The organism is Kitasatospora sp. NPDC008050, from assembly GCF_042957465.1.
Taxonomy (GTDB): Bacteria; Actinomycetota; Actinomycetes; order Streptomycetales; family Streptomycetaceae; genus Kitasatospora.
The window spans coordinates 549653-571079 of the sequence record NZ_JBIBIJ010000003.1; the positions used below are offsets into that span (position 1 = coordinate 549653).

The following is a 21427-nucleotide window of genomic DNA, read 5'->3' on the forward strand; positions in this document are numbered from 1 at the left end:
GGCCCGTAGCCGATCCGTTAGCGGAGAACGGTACACCGACTCTTGTGGGATTGTTCAACAATCCCCTAACCTCGGCTCAACTCTCCCCCAGGGCCTCCCCCACAAGGCCGGGAACCTCCTTCGGAAGGCGGCCAAGAGCGTGATCGTTCTCTTCGGCATCCTCGTCGTGGTGGCAGGATTCGCCACCAGGCGCAACCCCCTGTTGATCGTCGGCGTGGCGGGCGTCGTCACCGGCCTGCTGGGCAAGCTCTCGCCCATGAAGGTGCTGGAAGCCTTCGGCACCGGCTTCGCCTCCAGCCGCTCGGTGACCATCTTCGTCATCGTCCTGCCGGTCATCGGACTCCTGGAACACCGCGGCCTGCAGGAACAGGCCCGCACCCTGATCGGCAAGCTCGGCGCGCTCAGCACCGGGCGACTGCTGGCGATCTACCTGGTCCTGCGTCAGCTCTCCGCGGCCCTCGGCCTCACCGGGCTGGGCGGCCCGGCCCAGGCGGTCCGCCCGATGCTCGCCCCGATGGCGGAGGCGGCCGCCGAGCGCCGCCACGGCACGCTCACCCAGCGGGCCCGCGAGCGGATCCGCTCCTACGCCGCCAGCGCCGACACGGTCGGACTCTTCTTCGGCGAGGACTGCTTCCTCGCGGTCGGCTCGATCCTGCTGATCACCGGCTTCGCCAACGCGACCTACCACACGCACCTGGAACCGACCCAGCTCGCCCTGTGGGCCATCCCCACCGCGCTGTGCGCGACCGTCATCCACGGCATCCAGCTGCTGCGCGTGGACCGTGCCCTCGACCGGGAGAACGCCACCGTGCCGAACGTGAAGACCACGAAGACCACACCCCCGCAGCCCACCGCCGCCACCGACCGCGGCCAGGCCGGGGAGGCGAAGTGATCCAGGCGGAATGGCTGTACTGGCTGATCGGCGCCATGTTCCTGGCGATGGCCGGGCAGATGGCACTCGACCGCAGCAACCCCAAGCGGTTCGGCTCCGCCGCCTTCTGGGGGCTGCTGGGCCTGAGCTTCATCTACGGGACCTGGGTGGTGCGCAGGACCGCGCCCGCCGCACCGCTGGGCGCCGCGGTCCTGGTGATGATCGCACTGGCGGGCTTCGGCCTCACCGGGCGCGGCGCCTCCCGCATCCCGGAGCCCGAACAGCGCGCCGCCGGTGCGGCCAGGCTCGGCAACCGCCTGTTCGTCCCCGCCCTGACCGTCCCGCTGGTGGCCGTGCTCTGCTCGACCGTGGTCAAGGACTGGCACCTCGGCAACCGGCCGCTGCTCCAGGCGGGCAGCGAGACCATCGTGGGGCTGGGGATCGGCGCGGTGGTCGCACTGCTGGTCGCCCTGCTGGTGACGCGCGAGCGCAAGCCCGTGGCGGCCCTGCACGCCGGGCGCGGCCTGCTCGAATCGATGGGCTGGGCGCTGCTGCTGCCCCAGCTGCTAGCCGTCCTCGGCTCGATCTTCCAGGTGGCCGGGGTCGGCACCCAGGTCGGCAGGCTCACCACCGACATCCTGCCGCACGGCAGCAAGTTCCCGGCCGTGGTGCTCTACTGCGTCGGTATGGCCCTGTTCACCATCGTCATGGGCAACGCCTTCGCCGCCTTCCCCGTCATGACCGCCGCGATCGGCTGGCCGGTCCTGGTCACCCAACTGCACGGGAATCCGGCGGTGGTGCTGGCGGTCGGGATGCTGGCCGGCTTCTGCGGCACCCTGGTGACGCCGATGGCCGCCAACTTCAACCTGGTGCCCGCGGCGCTGCTGGAACTGAAGGACCAGTACGGGCCGATCAAGGCTCAGATCCCCACCGCGGGGGCGCTGTTGGTCTGCAACATCGCCATTCTCTCGTTCTTCGCCTTCTGACCCTCGCCTTCGTGATCCGCCGAGAGGTGTTGACCGCCCGATGACCCGTGTCCTGCTCACCGGCTTTGAACCGTTCGACGGCGCCACCCGTAATCCCTCATGGGAGGCCGTGCGCCTGGTCGCGGCCGACGCTCCCGACGGACTGGAGGTGACACCACTGCGACTGAGCTGTGTCTTCGGCCAGGCGGTCGACGAACTGCGGGCCGCCGTCCGGGCGACCGACCCCGAGCTGGTGGTCTGCGTCGGTCAGGCCCACGGGCGGCCCGACATCAGCGTGGAGCGCATCGCCGTCAACATCGACGACGCGCGCATCCCCGACAACGCCGGGCGCCGCCCTGTCGACGAGCCGGTGGTGGCCGGTGGCCCCGCCGCCTACTTCGCCACTCTGCCGGTGAAGGCCTGTGTGGCCGCCGTGCGGGAGGCGGGCGTGCCCGCCTCGCTGTCGCACAGCGCCGGAACGTTCGTCTGCAATCATGTCTTCTACGCCCTGATGCACCTGATCGCGGTCGAACGGCCCACGACGCGCGGTGGCTTCGTCCACCTGCCATCGCTGCCCGAGCAGGTGCTGGAGCAGCCGGTCCCCTCGCTGCCGACCGCCTCGGCCGCCCATGGCCTGCGTGCCCTGCTGGCCTGCGCCGCCGGTCGGAGCATTGACGTGCACACCTTCGAAGGAACCATTCACTGACGGGCGTTGGAAAGTTTTGCCGCCAAAGATTTGAACAGATCACAGAGTTATCACTAAGGTCGGCAAGCAGACCGTCGCGATGGTGATCACCCGGCCCGGGTGGCAGCGGCGGTGACCGCCGAGTTCTAGCGCAGCGCGGACAGTTGACTGTCCGACGGGGAACCCTCGCGAGGGAGCTGCCGAGCGGTGCCGGGGAACCATGTGTCCCCCGCGAGGGAGAGGCAGCCCATGGCGTCCCACCGTCGTCCCAAGCCCGTCGGCCGCACGCGTGCGTCGATCCTGACCGCCACCGCCGCCACGGCCATGGCGCTCTCCGCGCAGGGAGCCGCGCACGCCGACCCGGCGCCGCCCTCACTGGACCAGGTCAAGTCCCAGGTCGACGACCTCAACCACCAGACGGAGCTGGCCACCCAGAACTACGACGGCGCGCAGGCCAAGCAGCAGACCCTGCAGAAGCAGGTCGGCGACCTGCAGGACCAGCTGGCCCGCCAGCAGGGCAAGGTCTCCGACCTGCAGTCCGGACTGGCCTCGGTGGCCGCCGACGAGTACGCCAGCAACGGAATATCGCCCACGGTGCAGATGATGCTCTCCACCAAGCCGGACAACTTCCTGGACCAGGCCAAGTCGCTCAACCAGCTGAGCGACACCGAGTCCGCGGCCCTGAAGGACCTCAAGGCGCAGCAGCGCACGCTCGACCAGAGCAAGACCGAGGCGCAGGCCAAGCTCGCCGAGCTGGACGCCACCACGCAGCAGCTGAAGGCCGCCAAGGACGACGTCCAGGCCAAGCTGAAGAAGGCCCAGGACCTGCTCAACTCGCTCACCGAGCAGCAGCGCCAGGCGCTGGCCGCGGCGGAGGCGAAGGCCTCGGCCGACGCCAAGGCGGCGGCCGACAAGGCCGCGGCGGATGCCAAGGCAGCCGCCGACGCCAAGACCCAGGCCGATACCCAGACCGCCTCGCGCGGCGGGTCCCGCACCGACCCGGGCACGGCGTCCGGTTCCGGTTCCGGTTCCGGCGACACCTCGGCCGGCGCCGGCACGACCACACCGCCCGCCGGCAACTCGGCCGCGCAGGCCGCGATCGCCGCCGCCAAGAGCCGGCTCGGGATGCCCTACGTGCCCGGCGGCGCCGGCCCCTCGGTCTTCGACTGCTCGGGCCTGATGCAGTGGTCCTACGCCCAGGCCGGCATCGCGCTGCCGCGCACCTCGCAGGAGCAGGCCACCTACGGGACCAACGTCGGCACCAACATCGCCAACGCCCAGCCCGGCGACCTGATCATCTACTTCGCCGACCGGGGCCACGTGGGGATGTATGTCGGCGGCGGCCAGATCATCCACGCGCCCAAGCCCGGCGCGGTGGTCCACTACGAGTCCGCCACGGTGATGACGATCGTGGCGATCATCCGCCCCTGAGTTGCCCCGCCGGGGGATCGGGCGGAGCGCACACTCTCCCCAATCCCCCGGCGGGCGGCCTGATGCCGTGTCAGGATGTCAGCGAATCCCGGGCGCCGGTCCGGGGTCGGCCCGGGCATCGGGGCGGTGGGGGTCTGGTGGAGAAGCGGGTGCTGGTCCGGGTCGAGGGCGGCGGTTCCGCCGACGAGCTGCGCTCGCTACGGCAGTGGCTGGTCGAGGAGGAGGCACTGCGCGGCCGGGTGGTGCTGGACGAGGCTCCGCCCCCGCCGGGCGCGCTGGGGGCCCTCGCGGAGACGCTCACCGTGGCGCTCGGGCCCGGCGGCGTGGCGACGGCCGTGGCGAGCGTGCTGATCTCCTGGATCCGCCGGCAGCGGGGCAACGTGTCGGTGAAGGTGACCCGGCCCGACGGCACCGCCACCGAGTTCAGCGCCAGCCACGTCAGCGGCCTGGACGCGGCGCAGGTGCGGCAGTTGACGGCCGAGCTGGCGCGTTCGCTCGACCGGGGCGGCTCCCCCGAATCCGGGGACGGGGCCGGGCCCGGGGACGGGCAGGGGCAGGGCGCGCGGTGACCTCGGGTGCCCCGGGCGGGCTTCCCCCGGTCACCGCGCTCAGCTCGCCGGGCTCGCGAGCCCTGCTGGTCGGCACCGGCCGGCACACGCCCGGCTCCCGGCTGCCGGACGTGCCGGCGGTGGCGGCCGGCGTGCGCGAGGTGGGCCGGGTCCTGGTGGAGAACTGCGGTCTGCGGCCGGAGAATCTGCACACCCCACTGATCGACCCGCGCGACCCCATCGAGTTCGGCAACGCCCTGGTGGAGGCGGCCCGGCAGGCCGAGGACGTGCTGCTGGTCTACTACGTGGGCCACGGACTGGTCAGCCCCGGCAACGAGCTCTACCTGGCGACCGCCGCCACCGACGACGTGGCCGAGGGGCTGGCGTTCAAGGCGCTGCCGTACCAGGCCCTGCGGGAGGCCTTCAGCAACTGCCGGGCCCGGTCGATCATCGTCGTGCTGGACTGCTGCTTCGCCGGACGGGCCCGCGGCTCGTTCGGCACCGCGGCCGGCGACGGCTTCGCACTCGCCTCGCTCGGCGGCACCTACCTGCTCGCCTCGGCCTCCCGGGACGAACAGGCGCTGGCCATCGCGGGCGAGCCGTACACGGCGTTCACCGGCGCGTTCCTGCGCTTCCTGCGCGAGGGCGAGCCGGGCGGGCCGCCGGAGCTGACGCTGGAGGCCGGCTACCGCCATCTGCGCCGGGTCCTGCCGCTGCTGGGCCTGCCCGCGCCGGAGCGCCAGCTCAGCGGCCGCGCCGGCGACCTGGTGCTGGCCGCCAATCCCCAGGCGGCGCCGCGACCCGCCACGCCGTCGGCCGACACCGCGTCAACCACGGCCCAGCCGGGCGAGGCCCGGCCGGACGATCCGGTCTGCCCCTATCCCGGGCTGGACCCGTTCACGGCCGACGACGCGCGGTTCTTCTTCGGCCGCGGCGAGCTGACCGGCGAGCTGCTCGGCAAGCTGGCGGGCTGGTCGACGGACGGCGGCCCGGTCGCGCTGGTGGGGCTGTCCGGCGCGGGGAAGTCCTCGCTGCTGCGGGCCGGCCTGCTGCCCGCCGTCAAGCGCGGCGAACTGCGCATCCCCGGGGCCGGAACCTGGCCGCAGCTCGTCCTCACCCCCGGCGAGCACCCGCTGGACGCCCTGGCCGGGCAGCTGGCCGGGCCGACGGGCCTGCACCGGGCCACGGTCCTGGCCGAGCTGCGCACCGACCCGGCGCGTTCGGCCGCGCTGATCCGCCGGGCCCTGCACCGGCTGGGCGGCGGGCGACAGGTGCGGGACGGGCGACTGCTGCTGGTGGTGGACCAGTTCGAGGAGCTGTTCACCGCCTGCCAGGACGAGGCGGAGCGGCACGCCTTCATCACGGCGCTGTGCGCGGCGGCGGCGAACCCGGCCCCGGACCCGGACCCGGACCCGGATCCGCGACCTGCCGGTGCGGAGGCCGACGAGGAGGCCGGTGGGGAGGGCGGTGGAGGTGCCGCCGGGGTGCGCGCCGGGGATGCCGACGAAGCGGGCACCGCACCGCCGGCGCTGGTCGTGCTGGGCATCCGGGCGGACTTCTACGCCTCCTGCCTGGCCTACCCCGAACTCGTCGCCACGCTGACGGACCGTCAGGTCCCGGTCGAACCGATGACGCCCGAGCAACTGCGCGAGGCGATCGAGAGGCCCGCCGAACTCGCCGGTCTCACCCTGGAGGCGGGCCTCGCCGACACCCTGCTGCGCGATCTGCGCGCCGGCGGCGGCTTCTCCGGTGGCGACTTCTCCGGCGGCACCCTGCCGCTGCTCGCCTACGCCCTCTGGCTCACCTGGGGCCGCCGCACGGGCCGCACCCTGACGCTGGCCGGCTACAGCGCCACCGGCGGCATCTGGGAGGCCATCACCCGGCAGGCGGACCTCACCTACGACGCCCTCGACCCGCAGGCCCAGCGGGCCGCCGAGCTGATGCTGCTGCGGATGGTCCGGATCAGCGAGAACACCGAGGACACCCGGCGCCTGCTCGATCTGGCCGCCCTGCGGGCCGAACGGCCGCCGGGCGAGGCCGCCGCGATCGCCACCGCGCGCGACGCGCTGGCCCGGGCGCGGCTGATCACCCTGGACGGCGACACCGCGCAGATCGCCCACGAGGCGCTGCTGCGCGCCTGGCGGCGGCTGCGCGGCTGGATCGACACCGGCCGCGCCGACCTGCTGGTCCAGCAGAAGCTGCTGGAGGCCGCCGAGGAGTGGCAGCGCGAGGGCCGGGACGCCGGGGCGCTCTACCGCGGCGCCACGCTCGAACTCGCGCGTGGGCTGGGTGGCGGCCAGGGCGGCCGGGAGACCGGTGGGCAGGGCGGCCGGGAGACCGGTGGGCAGGGCGAGGGCAGCGGCCGGCTCGGGCGCCTGGCCGAGGAGTTCCTGACCGCGAGCCTGCGCGCGGACCTGCGGCGGCGTCGCGCCCGGACCCTTAGCGCGACGGCCATGGCACTGCTGATGGTGGTCTCGCTGCTCGCCGCCGGCCTCGCCGTCCAGGGCCGCCAGCAGGCCCTGCAGCGCCAGCGCGAGGCCTCCGCGCTGGCCCTGCTCAGCCAGGCCGACGCCGCCCGGGGCAACGCGCCGCAACTCGCCCTGCGGCTCGGCATCGCGGCCGATTCCCTGCACCACACCCCGCAGAGCACCGCCAACCTGCTCAGCACCCTGCTGACGCCCTACAGCAGCACGCTGACCGGCCCCCGCGACACCGTGGCGGGGGTGGCGTTCGCGCCCGGCGGCCGGATCCTGGCCGCCGCGAGCGAGGACGGCACCGTGACCCTGTGGGACACCAGTGACCCCCACAGCCCCCGCACCCTCGGCGCCCCGCTCGCCGGGAACGCCGCCGGGGTCTACGCGGTCGCCTTCAGCCCCGACGGGCACACGCTGGCGGCCGGTGGCGCGGACGACCACGTCCTGCTGTGGGACGTCAGCACCCCGGACCACCCCCGGCGGCTCGGCGATCCGCTGACCGGACCGACCGGCGTGCAGTGCCTTGCCTTCGCGCCGGACGGACACACCCTGGCCGCCGGCGGCAGCGACGGCACGGTCCAGCTGTGGGACACGACCCGGCCCGACCAGCCCCACCCGCTCGGCGGTCCGCTGACCGGCCACACCGGCGTGATCGGGTCGATCGCCTTCCGGCCCGACAGCCACGTGCTGGCCATGGGTGGTGCGGACGCCACCGTCCTGCTGTGGGACGTCAGCGACCCCGGCAGCCCACGCCCGCTGGGCGGGCCGCTCAAGGGCCACACCCAGCTGGTCAGCGCCCTCGGCTTCACCCCCGACGGGCACGACCTCGCCACCGGCGGCGCCGACGGCCAGGTTCTGCTGTGGGACGCCGGCGATCCGGCCAACCCCCACCTGCTGGGCCAACTCCCGCTCAGGAACTCCCCCGTGCGGTCCCTGATCGTCGTCGCCAACCGGATCGACGTCGCCGAGAGCGACCACGCCACCAGCTCGTGGGACACCACCGATCCCGCCAACCCCCGGCAGATCGGAGGCGGCACCCTGGGCCGGTCCACCTGGTCGTACGCGGTGGCCTTCAGCTCCCAACCGGACCTCCAGGGCCACCAGGCCCAGTTGCTGGCCACCGCTGGCGCGGACAACACCGTGATCCTCTGGGACGCCAGGGGCTCCGGCTCCGAGGCCCTCCTGCTCGCCCGGCTCGGCGGCCACACCGGCACGGTGACGTCGATCGCGGTCAGCCCGGACGGCCGTACCCTGGCCACCGCCGGCAGCGAGGGCTCGACCGTGCTGTGGGACATCGGCGACCGGCAGCACCCGAGCGAGATCTCCCCCGCCCTCACCGGCCAGAGCGACTCGGTGGACACCGTGGCCTTCAGCCCCGACGGGCACCTGCTGGCCACCGGCAGCCTGGACGCCACCGTGATCCTCTGGGACACCACCGATCCACACCACCCCCGGCAGCTGCGGAAGTTCACCGCCAACACCGGCGGGGTCCAGGGGCTCGCGTTCAGGCCGGTGGGACACACCCTCGCCACCGTCGGCGGCGACGGCACGGCCAGGCTCTGGAACACCACCGATCCGTCCGACCCCGTTCTGCTCGGCCGACCGCTCACCGGCCACCGCAACACCGTCGCCGCCGTGGCCTTCACCGCCGACGGGCGCACGATGGCCACCGGCAGCTGGGACGGGACCGCCATCCTGTGGGACACCAGCGACCCGGCCCACCCCCGGCAGGTACGTCAACTGGGCGGCCACACCAACTGGGTCGTCGCGCTGGCGTTCAGCCCCGACGGACACACCCTGGCCACCGGCAGCCTGGACACCACCGTGATGCTCTGGGACACCAGCGAACCGGCCCAGGCGCACCAGCTCGGCCAGCCCCTCACCGACCACAACAGCTGGGTACTGGCCCTGGCGTTCAGCCCCGACGGCCACACCCTGGTGTCCGGGAGCGCCGACCGGACGGCGATCATCTGGGACGTCACCAACCCGGTCCAGCCCCATGACCTGGGCAGCTCCAGCAGCCGTACCGGCTCGATCACCTCCGTCGCGCTCACTCCGGACGGCAGGACCCTGCTGACCGGCTCCGAGGACAGGACCGTCAACCTGAACGACCTCAGCGCGATCGACGCGCTGCGCGACCACGCCCGCACACTGGCCTGCACCCGGGCCGGCGGCGGCCTCTCGGCCCGGGACTGGCTCAACTACGTTCCGGGCCTGGGCTATCAGCAGACCTGCCCGTCCTGAGCGGCAGGGCCGGACAGGGCCAGACGAGCCCTACGCCCTGAACCGGCCCCGCCGCCGGGCGTCGACCCGGTCAGGCCTGCGGCGCTTCGTGTCGGGAGAGCAGCCACTGCCCGGTCAGTCCGGCCACCAGCAGGCCGCCGACCAGGGTGACCAGGGACAGCGCCGGGCCGCAGGCCCAGTGCACCGCCGAGGCCCGGACGCCCAGTTCCACGGCCACGGCCACGGCGATGCCGGGCAGCGCGATCAGCGCGGGGCGCAGCCGGGTCAGATCGTCCTCGGCCAGCGCGCCGAGGACGCCCACCCCCAGCGCGATCCCCCAGACACCGAGCGCCTGCGCGTCCGGACGGTCGACGTGCCAGGGCACCAGGGCCGCCCAGAAGCCCGGGACGGCCAGCAGCCCCGCCCCGATGCCGAACCAGCCCGACCCGAGCACGGCCATGAACGGCTTCGACCAGCCCGGCAGCGGGACGGACCGCGCGGCCGGCGGGCGGGCCGACGGGTGGGCCGACGGGTGGGCCGACGGGTGGGCCGGCTCCAGGAACTGCCGGGCCAGACAGCCGAGCGCGAGCAACCCGAGCACGCCGAGCACGGCGACCCAGCCGAGGCTGAACATCACCAGGAAGAGCGAACCGCCGCGGACCACCTGCAGTTGGCGGGCATTGAGCAGCGACACCGTGAGCAGGCCGAGCAGCACGACGGCGGTCGGCAGGACCAGCGTCCGCACCTCCTCCCAGACCCGGGCCCGGCCGACGGCGAGCAGGCCGGGCGCGACACCCAGCATGGCCGCGCCGATCAGCCCGGGGCTCAGCGGCTCGGGCGACGCCCAGGCGCCGAAGACGTGGCCCGACAGGCTCACGGCCGCCATCAGCGCGCCGGTCAGACCGCTGACCACCGCCACCACGGTGGCCAGCACCGTCACGGCCGCGGTCAGTCCGCGTCCTTCGAGGTCGGTGGCCGGCGCCACCTCGACAGTGCTCAACTCTGCTCCCTCAGCTGGTGGTTGAGTGCCACGGACAGGTCGGCGGGCCGGCCGGCGCCCGGCGCCCGACGCCGGAGCAGCTCGCGGCCGTACATCACCCGCAGGCCGACCACCGCGGTCGCCGTGAACGCCAGCACCCCGCAGCCGATGCCGACCCCCGCGGACAGGGCCGTGCGGGCGTCGAGCCCCAGCTGCCGTTCGAACAGCTGCGCCGTGCCGACCGAGAACACCGGTGCCGCCGCGAGCGCGACCAGGTGCAGGCGCCACTCCTCGCGTGCCCAGCCCGCCCCGGCCCGTCCCGCGCGCCACTGGCGGACCATCAGGACCGCATAGGTCAGGGCGTAGGGAATCAGGTACGCGAACAGCAGCCGGCGCCCTTCCGTCCCCCAGCCCCAGTACGACCTGATGATCCAGCCCAGGGCCGCCGCACCGGCCGACTGCGCCACGGCGAGCACCGGCAGCGGCACCCAGCTCCCCCGGACCCCGGGCACGCTCTCCCGCCGGTCGATCGCCCGGGAGGCCAGCAGTGCGCCGAAGACGACCACGGAGCCGAGGTGCATGATCGCCACCTGGTTGATCTGCGCCATCGACAGTCCGGGCAGCAGCCAGGGCAGCGCGCCCCACTCCAGGCGCAGCAGCGGAGCGGTCATCAGGTACCCGTAGCAGAGCAGCATCCACCGCTGGTGCAGGTCCGGGTAGCGCCCGAGGGCGGCGAGGATGCCGAAGGTCGCGCTCAGCACCGTGCCGACCAGGATGGTGGCGAGCATGATCCAGAAGGCCGACCCGCCGAACGCGTCGGCCGGACGGGTGCGCGCCAGGTAGACGGCGGCGCCCGCCATCGAGACGTAGACGGTCAGCGTGAACACCACCCCGCTGATCCGGTGCAGCCGCCGGCGCCGGCGTACCGCCGAGAGCAGTTGCACCGGCCCGAGCACCATCAGCAGGCCGCCGAGCACCGAGTGGACGATCAGCGGCACCAGGCTGCGCCCGTACGGCCCGATCCGGGTGGCGAAGGCGTCCGCCACATAGCGCGGTGACACCACGCGGGCCAGGACCCACTGCCCGAACGCCGGTGCGCCCGGGTGTGCGTACGGCCACAGTTCGGTCATCGCGATCGGTGCGTAACCCAGGCAGACGACCACCACGGCGATCGTGGCCACGCGCCCCCAGGCGACGTTCCTGAGACGGTTCACGGCGGCTCCCTCGGGGTGTACCCGCTCCCGGCTACCTTCTCGATAGTCCTTTCTGGACTATCGAGAAGGTAGCGGCGGTCCAGGGACGGGGTCAACGCCCGTGCACTGTCGTCGTTGTCAGGCGACCAGGGCGTGGCCCGCCCGGCCTCAGGCCTCGTGGTGCTCCACCCACTGCCAGAAGTCGACCATCATCCGCTCGTAGCGGATACCGAACTCCAGCGCCTCGCGCTGACCCCGGGTCAGCAGCGCGCCGACGCTCTCGGCGAGGTCCTCGTACTGCGCCAAGGTGTCGTGGTGCTGGGTCAGTTGCTCCGGAGCGAGCACCTCGCCCCGGGCGCCGAACCAGAGCTTCAGGATGCTGCGCTCGCGCGCCTCGACCGGGACGAAGGCCGTGTCCGCGAGCCACCCCGCCAGCGCCGCGCGGCCCGCCTCGGTCAGCTTCATCAGCCGCCGGTTGCGCCCGCCCTCCTGCCGGACCTCGGAGAGCAGACCCGCCTGCGCGAGCCGGTCGCACTGCGCGTACACCTGCGCGTGCGGCACCGACCAGAACGGCGCCACCGTGCGGGCCGCTTCGACCTTCACGTCGTACGGGCTGGCTTCGCCGAGCTTGTCGATGATGCCGAGGACGAGGAACGAGGGTGTGGTCAGCCGGGTGTCAGCCATGCCGCGACCGTATCGCGAGCGGGCGGGCGCGGTCGCCCGGCCGTCGGCGGTGGGCGGTATCGGCAGTGGGCGGCGGTGGGCGGTCGGCGGTACGTGGGAGGCGGTAGGGTGCGGCGGCATGGGCACGGACACACCGTTCATCGACGACGACAGCGACCATGACGTCTGCTGGATCTGCCCGGCACTGCGGTACCCGGGCGGGCGGTTCGACGTCTACGACCGGCCCGCACGCGAGGCGCCGTTCGACCCGCGGACCGGGTTCCGGTACACCGCCCAGGGCGTCCCGGTGTGCGTGCACCCCTACAAGGTCGGGCTGCCCGCCGGACGGTACGCCAGCCAGGGCGAGATGCTCCCGGCGCCGTGCCCGGCCGGGGCCGGGGCCGGGGCCGCCCGGTCCTCGGCCTGGGGACGCCCGCTCGAACCGCGGCCCGATCCCGCCCCGCCGGTACGGGCGTTCCCGGGGCCGGCGCCGGAGGTCGAGGTGGCGGAGGTCGAGGTGGCGGACGCCGTCATCCTGGCCGGGAGCCGGCCCCAGGTGCCCGCCGAACTGCTGGCCTGGATGCGGGGCCTGGTCGCCGATGCCGCACCGCAGGAGCTCGCCACCACCCTGGAACTCGCGGAGGAGGCGGCCCGCCTGCGGTTCCCCGCCGACTCGGTCGTCGAAGCGCTGCGGCGGGTGCTGGGCGGCGACGGCCGCTGAGGCTGCCGGCGGCGCTCCGAACTGGTCACAGGCCCTGGGCGCCAGGACACACGTGGTCAGACCGGCTGAACCCGGGTGTGCCGGAGGCAGAATTCGTTGCCTTCCGGGTCGGCCAGGACGTGCCGGCTCTCCTCGCCGCCCGGACCGACGTCGACGGGCCTGGCGCCGAGAGCGAGGAGCCGCTCCAGTTCGGCGTCCTGGTCGCGGTCGGTGGCGTTGACGTCGATGTGCAGCCGGAGCTTTTCGGGTCGCGGGTCGCTGGTGGGGCTGAGGACGAGGGTGAGCTGCGGGCCGCCGAAGCCGGTGTCGGGCGGCCCGATCTCGATGCTCCCGTCGTCCTCCCGGCCGAGTTCGACGTAGCCGAGGACCTGGCTCCAGAACGCGGCGAGCCGCTCGGCGTCGACAACGTCAATGACCAACTCAGTGATGCGGCATGCCATGGCCGTCAGTGTAGGTGGACGGCCCGGGAGTCGTCGCCCGCGTTTCGGACGGGCGGTCAGGGGGGTGCCGGTGTCAGGCCTGCCGGCCGGGCGTGGGCAGCGGGGTGTCCCAGTCCAGCAGGCGCAGCAGCTCCTCGTCCACGCGCGGGGCGGGACGGGCGGAGTCGCGGGGCGCGCGGGTGGCGGGGCCGGCCGGCGGCGGCGTGTTGGTGCGGCTCGCGGTGAGCTGGGCGCTGGTGGCGATGTTCTGCTCCGCGCGGGGCCTGCGGAGCTGTTCGTAGTGGGCGAGCGCCTCGGGGCGCGGGCCCGCCTCGCGCAGCGCCTTGGCGAGGACCACGGCGTCCTCCAGCGCCATCGACGCGCCCTGGCCGGTGGCCGGGGAGGCCGCGTGGGCGGCATCGCCGATCAGGATGGTGCGGCCGCGCTGCCAGCGGCCGCCCGGCCGCAGGTGCTGGGCGTTGGTCACCATCAGCCGCTCGGCCGTGGCCGCCACGATGTCCGCGGCGGGCGTGCGGTCGGGGCGCAGCAGCGGCAGCAGGTGCTCGCGCCACTGGGCGGGCGTGGTGCGGGTCAACTCCTCGGTGGTGGCCGGTGGGCCGGGAACCCGGGCGAACCAGAAGGTCTCCCCGGCCGGCGAGCAGGCGTAGCCGAAGGCGGTGCCGCTGCCGCGGAGCATGGTGATCCGGTGCGAGGCCTCGCCGGGCGGGGGTGCGGCGGCGTCGGTGGGGTGGTCGGTGGTGTAGTCGGTGGTGTAGCCGTAGAAGACGCGCTGGCCCGCGTACTGGGGGCGGGGCTGGTCCGGGTCGAGGCAGGAACGCACGGTCGAGTTCAACCCGTCGGCTCCGACGACCAGTTCGGCGCCGGCCGAGCTGCCGTCGGCGAAGGTCGCGGTGACCTTGTCGGCGCCCTCCCGGAGGCCGGTCAGCCGCGCTCCGTGCCGGATCGGGATGCCGCGGCGGGCGACCTCGCGCTGGAGCGCCGCGCCGAACTCGGCGCGGCGCAGGCAGCGGTAGCGGGTGAGGGGGTGGTCGGCCTCGCCCAGCGGCATCGCGGCGAGTTCCCGGCCCGTCGCGTCCAGCACGCTCATCTCGGTGAGCGGGAAGCCGAGTTCGGCGATCGGCGCGGCCGCGTCGAGCTGGGCGAGCGCCCGCATGCCGTTGCTCGCCAGGGTCAGGAAGGCACCGATGTCGGCCCCGGTGTCCGGGTGCGCCTCGTACACGGTGACGTCGAAGCCCGCCTTGTGCAGGCCCAGGGCGACCGCCGCTCCGGCGACGCCCCCACCGATGACCATGATCTCCGTCAACGTCCGGCCCTCCAGCCCTGTCACCGCCGCACCGGCGATCGCCGACGACGTCCCGCCTCGACCTTAGAGGGTCCGCCAGCAGGGGGCTGCGGGTGCCGGGGCGGGCCGACGGGTGTGGCGGTGACAGGCGAGCGGGTGGGGGCGGGTCAGCCGAGGGCGGGTGCCAGCAGCGCGGCGGTCCTGGCGAGCAGCGGTTCGTCCGCCGGGGCCTTCGGGTCGTGCTTGGTGGACAGGACCGCGAGCACCACCGCCTCCCCCGCCGGGGTCCAGGCGATGCCGACGTCGTTGGTGGTGCCGTAGTCGCCGGTGCCGGTCTTGTCCCCGAGGGTCCAGTCCTTGGGCAGTCCGGCGCGGAAGCGTGCGCCGCTGGTGGTGTTGCCCAGCAGCCAGCTGGTCAGCTGCTCGCGGTGCGGCGGCGTGAGCACGTCGCCGAGGACGAGCTCGGCGTAGGTCCGGCCGATCGCGTGCGGGGTCGTGGTGTCGGTGACCCGGCCGGGCTCGGCGGAGTTGAGTTCGGGCTCCCACCGGTCGAGCCGGGTCGTGCCGTCCCCGATCGAGCGGCAGAAGGCGGTGACCGCCTGCGGGCCACCGAGTTCGCGCATGAGGAGGTTGGCCGCGGTGTTGTCGCTGTAGTCGATCGCGGCCGCGCACAGCTCCGCGACGGTCATGCCGTTCGCCAGGTGCTCGGGGGTGCCGGTGACCGGCGCGTAGCCCGAGCGCGTGATGTCCTGCTGGGTGTAGTGGATGCGCTTGGCGAGGTAGCCGCCGTCGCGGTCGAGGTCCCGCAGGATGGCGGACACGGTGACCGTCTTGATCGCCGAGCAGGTCGCGAAGAGCTCGCCCGCGCGGTAGCGCACGCGACGGCCCGTCACCGTGTTGCAGGCGAACACCCCGAGCCGGGCGTCGTGTTCACGCTCCAGGTCGGCCAGCGCCTGGTGGATGTCGGAACCGCCCGGCGTTGCCGCGGCTGCCGATCCGCCGCCGGCCACGGTGGCGGCGAGCGCCGCCCCGGCACCGAGGGTCAGCATGGCGCGGCGGCTGGGACGGGCGGCGAAGCCTGCGTTGTTCATGGGTCTCCTTCTGCTGGGTCGACGGACTTCGAGGAGCAGGACGCAACCGACCGTACCCACGGTTCGCCCTCGAAAGGATCAGTCGGCGGCAGGTGGGCGTGGTCGGCCGGACCCCGCCCACCGGAGTGCGGCGGCACAGGACTACGGTGCAGGTCAGGCACGAGGGGGATGGCATGGCAGGCAAGAAGCGGCGGAAGAAACCACAGCCCGGGCGGGCGGTCGCGGTCGCCGCGCCGCCGAGTCGGCGCGAGGCACGGCTGCTGGCCAAGGCGGGACCGGACGGCGTGCCGGCCGGGACCAGCCTTCGGCACGACCGGATCGGCTACGCGCTCCTGGGCGCGGCCACGGCGGCGGGCATCGGCGTTCCCGCCGTGCTGGAACGCTGCGGCACCGTCCACGAGGGTGAGCAGCTCATCGGCACGATCACCGGTCTGGTCGCCGCGTGCGTGCTCGAACGCTGGCACAGCACCGGCCGCTGCGTCGGTCACGGCCCCGACCTGCGCTATGTCACCGCCCGCACGCTGACGGGCGTGCGGACGGTCGACCTCACCGCGCTGGTGCGGGTGCGCCGTTCCCGGATGCCCGGCAGGCGGGGGTGGGACGAGCTGTGGCTCACCGATGCCCGGGGGGTCTCGCTGCGGGTGGACGAGAAGCAGGTCCTCGAACGCGTCGCCGCCCTGCTGCGGCCGCAGGACGACGCGACAGCGCAGGCCGGCGAGACAGTGCGGGACGGCGAGACAGTGCAGGCCAGCGGGACGGTGCGGGACGGCGGGACGGCTACCGCGCGGGTTTCCCACCACGCGGCCGTACTGCTGGGCCTGGCGACCCGCTCCAGGAGCCGGCGCGTGGGCCGTGCCTGCGTCGATGTCCTGGTGGGACTCTACGCGCCGGGGACGGCAGCCGGACTCGGGCTGCTCACCACCTGGCTGCTGGCGACGGCCTGACGGCGGCCGGCCGCCGGCAGCGGGCAGCGGGCAGCGGGCTGACCGCGGCAGGTCAAGGCCCAGGGCATCAATCCAGCTTGGTGCCCTGGGCATTGACCAGCCGCCAGCGCGCCTCGTGTGGCGCCGGGTCGGCGACGAAGACATGGGTGTACCGGCTGGCAGCGGTGAACTCGACTTCGCCGACCCGGCCCGTCATCCGGGTGCGGCCGGTCACCAATGCCGTCGGGCCGAAGAGGCGCACGACCGGCTGGTCCTCCGCCCGTTCGACGGTCCGCTCGATCGTCTCGAACACCACGGTCCGCGCTCCGACATGGGAGACCAGCTCGGCCTTCGGAATCACTGAACCGGCCATGACATCGACGAGGACGAAGCGGTCGTCGAGCAATCCGTCCAACACCACGGCATCGGCGGCGAGCAGTGCTTCGAAGAATCGGGCGTCCGCCCCGAGCACCTCCCGCTCATCCGCAGGCATCTGGTTTCGCACATCCGACACGGTCAACTCGCCCATCAGGGTTGCTCCTCACGACTCTCGTAACTGATCCGGCCACCGCACGTTAGACCGTGACGCCGACGTCAAGGCCAGTCGGCAAAGCCGCCCGAGCCGGTGGTGCCGCGCAGACTTCATACGCATTCACGTTTACCGGGGATGGAAAGAAGGCAAATGCACCGTACGGCTCATGGAGAACCATCACGAGCACTGCCGACATCCGGAATAAGCGAGGAATTCGTGGCTACCACGTTCGACACTCACAGCAGCGTCGCGTCGACCATCACGCTGCTGCAGTCCGAGCTCCCCCGTCTGGAGGAGCAACAGGGCACGCTGGAAAGTCAGTTGGCGGAGGTGACGGACCGCCTCGGCGCGGTGCGCAGCGCCCTCAGCAGCCTGCAGTCGCTCGCCCCCGCGCCCGCCCCCGCCGCGCAGCAGGCGGCCACCGTGCCGGCGCAGAAGACGCCCGCCACGGAGACGATCGCGGTCGAGGTGCCCGCCACGACCCAGACGCCGGAGCCGGCAGCGGCCGAGGCCACGGGCGAGGCGCCGGCGAAGGCCGCGCCGAAGACCACACGTCGGGCGGCCACCACGAAGACGGGTCGCACGCGCAGGACTTCCCCGGCGAAGGCGTCGGCCCCGGCCAAGACTTCGACCCCGGCGAAGGCGGCCGTGAAGGAGGCCACAGAGGAGGCTCCGAAGGAAGCCGCCCCGGAGGCGGCGGCGGAGGTCGCTCCCGAGGCGGCCGCGGCGCCGGCGGCGGTCGAGGCCCCGAGCCGGGCGCGGCGTGCGGCGAAGCCGCGCAAGGGTGCGGCCCCCGCGCCGGCCGAGGCGGCGAAGAAGCGCGCTCCCGGACTCACCGACGGCATCCTGGAGTTCCTGGCCCAGGCCGGGGAGCCCGTGCGGGCCGGTGACGTCGCCCAGGGGCTGGGCCGCGAGTCCACCCCCGGCAGCGTCAACGCGATCCGCACCGCGCTGGAGCGCCTGGTGAAGGGCTCCCGCGCGCAGCGCACGGGCCGTGGGCTGTACCAGGCCCTGCCCCGCTGACCACCGGGCCGCAGGCTGTGCCTACCCGCCGGCTCCAGGGCTTGTCCGACAAGCTCTCCGGCGGGTAGGCCCCTGCGCGTTCAGTCAGTCAGTGCCTGTCCGGCGGCGGGCCCGAGGGGGCCGCCGTCCAGCAGTTCGGTGACCGAGCCCAGCAGGGCCACCAGGTCGCCCACCCGCCCGGCCAGTTGCTCCGGGCGGTAGAGCTCGGCGTTGCCGTCGAAGCAGATCTCCAGGCCCTGGCCGCCGAGCCGGTCGTAGATGTTGACCGACAGGTCGTCCACCGGCCCGGGGCGCAGGGAGTGCCCGGTGGACGGGTGGCCCGCGTAGTCCCCGCGGTAGTTGAAGGACATGATGTTGAGGTCGGGCCCGAACTGCCGCCGCCCCTTGGGCAGTCCCGGCACCTCCCGGACCAGGTGCTCCTGCGGGTAGCGCTGGTGCTCCAGGGCCTCGGCCAGGCGCTGCGAGGTCTGCGCCACCACGGCGGCGACGTCGGACTCCGGACCGAGCACGAGCGGCAGCGGCACCACATTGGTGAGCATCGTCGGCACCTGGCGCAGCAGCGGTTCGGTCCGGGCGGTCACCGGCAGGCCGACCACCAGGTCGCGGATGCCGGTGGCGCGGTACAGCTGCACCGCGACCACCGCGATCACGACCTCGGGCCAGGTCACCTCCAACCGGCGGGCCACCGCACGCAGTTCGGCGAGGGCCTCGGGGGCGAGGCGGCCGCTCTCGCGGATGGCGGCACGGGCGCGCGGCGGGCGCCAGTCGGTGAAGCTCGCCACCTCGCGCCGGCCCGCGAGCCGGTCCAGCCAGAACCGGCGGTCCTGTTCGTACGCCGGGGAGTTCTGGTAGGCGGTGTCCGCCGCGATGACCTGCTCCAGGGTGCCCGGCGGTCGGCGCCGGCGCGGGCGGCCGGTGGCCAAGGCGCTGTAGACGTCGGCGACATGAGAGGCGATCAGCGAGAAGCCGAAGCCGTCCACGACGATGTGATGGGCGGCCCGGTACCACCAGTAGCGCTCGTCGGCGAGCTTGAAGAGCGCCCAGCCGAAGAGCGGGCCCTTGGCGAGGTGGTACTCCCTGGCCAGGTCCTGCCGGATCCAGCGTTCGGCGGCGGCGGGCGGGTCGGCCTCGCCGCTGACGTCCAGGTAGTGCATCGGCACGTCGACGGTGTCGTCGATGTACTGGCACAGGCCCTCGTCACCGAGGTCGAAGCGGGCCCGCAGGGTCGGGGTGGCGGCCACCACCTCGCGCAGCGCCGCCTCGAAGAGGGCCGGGTCCACCGGGCCCTGGATGTCGCAGTACTCCGCGATGTTGAAGGACCGGTCGTCCGGGTCGAGCTGCTGGGCCACCCAGACCGCGGTCTGGGCCGAGGAGAGCGCCAGTCGGCCGGTCATCCGAGGGCCTCGGCGGATCCGCCGGTCCGGAGCTCGGCGATGAACGCACAGACGCTGTCCAGGCTGTGGAACTTCTCCCCGATGGCACTGCCGCCGGGTACTACCACGTCGAAGCGCTTCTCGATAAAGCTGCCCAGCCGGGCCACCGAGAGCGAGTCGAGAATTCCCCATTCGAGCAGCGGGGTGTCGGCTTCCACCTCCCCCTGGCCTTTCAGGACGGCCTCCTCGATAAACCCCTTGACAGCGTCGAACGTCTCGATATCCTTCATTTATATCCTCGGTACCCCATCAAGTATTCCCCACCATCCGACGATATTTCATGCTACGGTTCCGCCTTCGGCCTGTCAAGATCGATCTGCTCTTTTCGGGCAACGGGGGACAAGAGACAGGGAGACCCTGACCCGTGATCCTGCACCAGCTCGTCCGGGATTCTGCCCGACGCACACCGGACGCCGTCGCGGTGGTCGGTCCGGACGGTGAGGCGACGTATGCGCAATTGGATGTATGGGCCGATGAGCTCGCACTCGAACTGACCGGCCTCGGGGTCCGCGCCGGCGACCGCGTCGGTATCTGGCTCGACAAGTCGGTGGGGGCCGTCGCGGCCATGCAGGCGGTGCTGCGCCTGGGCGCTGCCTACGTTCCACTCGACCCGCAGGCTCCCCCGCGCCGGATAGCCAAGCTGGTGGCCGACTTCACGCCCGCCGCCCTGCTGACACTTCCCGAACGGCGTTCTGCGCTGAGCGAGTTCGGCACCGACACCCCGACGCTGAGCGCCTGGCCGGACGGCACCGACTGGCAGCGGCTGCCGGCCGGGCGGACGCTTGCCGCCGATCGCCGGGCGCCCGAGGTCACCGTCGGTGAGGAGGATCTGGCCTTCATCCTCTACACCTCCGGTTCCACCGGTGAGCCCAAGGGCGTGTGCCACAGCCACAGCAGTGCCTGGGCCTTCATCTCATGGGCCGCCGAAATGCAGCAGGCGCAGCCCGGCGACCGGTACTCGAATCACGCACCATTTCATTTCGACCTCTCGGTGAACGACATTTACGTGCCGTTCACCGTCGGCGCTTCCGTGCATATCGTGCCGCAGCAGACCTCGTATTCCCCGAAGGGTCTGGTCGAGTTCCTTCTGGAGCACGAGATCACCGTCTGGTATTCGGTTCCGGCGGCGCTGATGCTGATGATGCGGCACGGTGACCTGCTGGCGTCCGAGGTACCGTCGCTGCGCATCCTGATTTTCGCCGGCGAGGTGTTCCCGATCGGTCCGCTGCGGGAACTCCACGCACATCTTCCGCACGTTCGCTTCGTGAATCTCTACGGGCCCGCCGAAACCATTATCAGCACCGGCTACACGGTCGATGCGATCGCGGCCGACCGCATCCTGCCGGTGCCGATCGGCACCGCCGCCTGTGGCAACACCGTCACCGTGATCCGCCCGGACTCCTCGCCGGCCCAGCCCGGCGAGGAGGGCGAACTGGTCGTGACCGGACCGAGTGTGATGCTCGGGTACTGGGGGCGCCCGCCGGTGGTCGACCGCAGCTACCCCACCGGCGACATCGTCCTCGTCCTTCAGGACGGGAACCTGCAGTTCGTCGGCCGCCGCGACGCGATGGTGAAGGTGCGCGGCAACCGCATCGAGCTCAGCGAGATCGAGGCGGTGCTGCAGAGCCACGACGGGGTCGCCGACGCCGCCGCGGTGGTGGTCGGCACGGGGATCGACGCCCACATCGTGGCGTATGTCGTTCCCGCTCCGGGCCATGATCCCTCCCTCATCGATCTCAAGCGGCACAGCGCCCAGCAGTTGCCCAAGCACTCGATCATCGACACCGTCCACCGGCTGGCCTCGCTGCCGCGCAACACCAACGGGAAGGTCGACCGGCGGCTGCTGACGGCCAGGGCCACCGAGCACGAGCAGGCGGCGGCCCTGGTCGACGCCCCCTGAGCCGAGCGCCGCTCCGGGGTGTGGCGGCCCTGCGGGAAGCAGGGCCACCA

At 73.1% G+C, this 21427-nt stretch carries 19 protein-coding genes; 10 read left to right on the top strand and 9 right to left on the bottom strand.

Annotated elements, in window-relative coordinates; all coding sequences use genetic code 11:
- Positions 1–139 precede the first annotated feature (139 nt).
- From ACFZB9_RS09185 to ACFZB9_RS09210, 6 genes are all read left to right on the top strand, one after another.
- Positions 140–892: a DUF969 domain-containing protein gene (locus tag ACFZB9_RS09185; RefSeq protein WP_391445123.1), complete on the top strand. Its 753-nt coding sequence runs from the start codon at positions 140–142 to the stop codon at positions 890–892.
- Positions 889–1857, top strand: a complete 969-nt coding sequence (locus ACFZB9_RS09190; RefSeq protein WP_391445124.1) for a DUF979 domain-containing protein — start codon at positions 889–891, stop codon at positions 1855–1857. The genes ACFZB9_RS09185 and ACFZB9_RS09190 overlap by 4 nt, the downstream gene beginning before the upstream one ends.
- Positions 1858–1897: 40 nt before the next feature.
- A complete protein-coding gene (gene pcp / locus ACFZB9_RS09195) occupies positions 1898–2542 on the top strand; it encodes a pyroglutamyl-peptidase I (RefSeq protein WP_391445126.1) in 645 nt (214 codons plus the stop codon).
- Between the two features lie 228 nt (positions 2543–2770).
- The gene (locus tag ACFZB9_RS09200; protein WP_391445128.1) at positions 2771–3952 is read left to right on the top strand and encodes an NlpC/P60 family protein; all 1182 of its coding nucleotides are present in this window, start codon (positions 2771–2773) and stop codon (positions 3950–3952) included.
- 137 nt (positions 3953–4089) lie between these two features.
- Complete coding sequence (locus tag ACFZB9_RS09205) at positions 4090–4521, top strand: hypothetical protein (RefSeq protein ID WP_391445129.1); 432 nt, start codon at positions 4090–4092, stop codon at positions 4519–4521.
- Positions 4518–9218 carry a caspase family protein gene (locus tag ACFZB9_RS09210; protein WP_391445131.1) on the top strand — a complete coding sequence of 1567 codons (4701 nt, stop codon included), beginning with the start codon at positions 4518–4520 and terminating at the stop codon, positions 9216–9218. The genes ACFZB9_RS09205 and ACFZB9_RS09210 overlap by 4 nt, the downstream gene beginning before the upstream one ends.
- A 70-nt stretch (positions 9219–9288) precedes the next feature.
- Here ACFZB9_RS09210 and ACFZB9_RS09215 read toward each other — a convergent pair whose 3' ends face one another.
- From ACFZB9_RS09215 to ACFZB9_RS09225, 3 genes are all read right to left on the bottom strand, one after another.
- On the bottom strand, positions 9289–10197 hold the full coding sequence (locus ACFZB9_RS09215) for a hypothetical protein (protein WP_391445132.1): 909 nt from the start codon (positions 10195–10197) through the stop codon (positions 9289–9291).
- Positions 10194–11390, bottom strand: a complete 1197-nt coding sequence (locus ACFZB9_RS09220; RefSeq protein WP_391445134.1) for a DUF2306 domain-containing protein — start codon at positions 11388–11390, stop codon at positions 10194–10196. Before ACFZB9_RS09220 ends, ACFZB9_RS09215 begins: the two co-directional genes overlap by 4 nt.
- Positions 11391–11537: 147 nt before the next feature.
- Positions 11538–12053 carry a helix-turn-helix transcriptional regulator gene (locus tag ACFZB9_RS09225; RefSeq protein WP_391445136.1) on the bottom strand — a complete coding sequence of 172 codons (516 nt, stop codon included), beginning with the start codon at positions 12051–12053 and terminating at the stop codon, positions 11538–11540.
- Between the two features lie 118 nt (positions 12054–12171).
- Here ACFZB9_RS09225 and ACFZB9_RS09230 point away from each other — a divergent pair, with 118 nt between their 5' ends.
- Positions 12172–12753 carry a hypothetical protein gene (locus ACFZB9_RS09230; RefSeq protein WP_391445138.1) on the top strand — a complete coding sequence of 194 codons (582 nt, stop codon included), beginning with the start codon at positions 12172–12174 and terminating at the stop codon, positions 12751–12753.
- A 56-nt stretch (positions 12754–12809) separates the two neighbouring features.
- On the opposite strand, the gene ACFZB9_RS09235 is transcribed toward ACFZB9_RS09230, so the two are convergent.
- From ACFZB9_RS09235 to bla, 3 genes are all read right to left on the bottom strand, one after another.
- A complete protein-coding gene (locus tag ACFZB9_RS09235) occupies positions 12810–13193 on the bottom strand; it encodes a VOC family protein (RefSeq protein WP_391445140.1) in 384 nt (127 codons plus the stop codon).
- A gap of 73 nt (positions 13194–13266) precedes the next feature.
- On the bottom strand, positions 13267–14496 hold the full coding sequence (locus ACFZB9_RS09240; protein WP_391445142.1) for an FAD-dependent oxidoreductase: 1230 nt from the start codon (positions 14494–14496) through the stop codon (positions 13267–13269).
- 146 nt (positions 14497–14642) lie between these two features.
- Positions 14643–15566 carry a class A beta-lactamase gene (gene bla, locus ACFZB9_RS09245; protein ID WP_391445144.1) on the bottom strand — a complete coding sequence of 308 codons (924 nt, stop codon included), beginning with the start codon at positions 15564–15566 and terminating at the stop codon, positions 14643–14645.
- 173 nt (positions 15567–15739) lie between these two features.
- On the opposite strand from bla, the gene ACFZB9_RS09250 reads away from it, so the two are divergent.
- Entirely contained in the window at positions 15740–16510 is a 771-nt protein-coding gene (locus ACFZB9_RS09250; RefSeq protein WP_391445146.1) for a hypothetical protein, read from the top strand.
- 67 nt (positions 16511–16577) lie between these two features.
- On the opposite strand, the gene ACFZB9_RS09255 is transcribed toward ACFZB9_RS09250, so the two are convergent.
- A complete protein-coding gene (locus ACFZB9_RS09255) occupies positions 16578–17018 on the bottom strand; it encodes a nuclear transport factor 2 family protein (protein WP_391445148.1) in 441 nt (146 codons plus the stop codon).
- Positions 17019–17237: 219 nt separating this feature from the next.
- On the opposite strand from ACFZB9_RS09255, the gene ACFZB9_RS09260 reads away from it, so the two are divergent.
- Positions 17238–18044: a hypothetical protein gene (locus ACFZB9_RS09260; protein WP_391445150.1), complete on the top strand. Its 807-nt coding sequence runs from the start codon at positions 17238–17240 to the stop codon at positions 18042–18044.
- An 80-nt stretch (positions 18045–18124) separates the two neighbouring features.
- Here the strand turns inward: ACFZB9_RS09260 and ACFZB9_RS09265 are convergent, their stop codons facing one another.
- The gene (locus ACFZB9_RS09265; RefSeq protein ID WP_391445152.1) at positions 18125–19438 is read right to left on the bottom strand and encodes a condensation domain-containing protein; all 1314 of its coding nucleotides are present in this window, start codon (positions 19436–19438) and stop codon (positions 18125–18127) included.
- On the bottom strand, positions 19435–19707 hold the full coding sequence (locus ACFZB9_RS09270; protein ID WP_391445154.1) for an acyl carrier protein: 273 nt from the start codon (positions 19705–19707) through the stop codon (positions 19435–19437). The genes ACFZB9_RS09265 and ACFZB9_RS09270 overlap by 4 nt, the downstream gene beginning before the upstream one ends.
- A gap of 134 nt (positions 19708–19841) precedes the next feature.
- Between ACFZB9_RS09270 and ACFZB9_RS09275 the strand changes: the two genes are divergently transcribed.
- The gene (locus ACFZB9_RS09275; protein ID WP_391445156.1) at positions 19842–21377 is read left to right on the top strand and encodes an amino acid adenylation domain-containing protein; all 1536 of its coding nucleotides are present in this window, start codon (positions 19842–19844) and stop codon (positions 21375–21377) included.
- Positions 21378–21427: the final 50 nt, after the last annotated feature.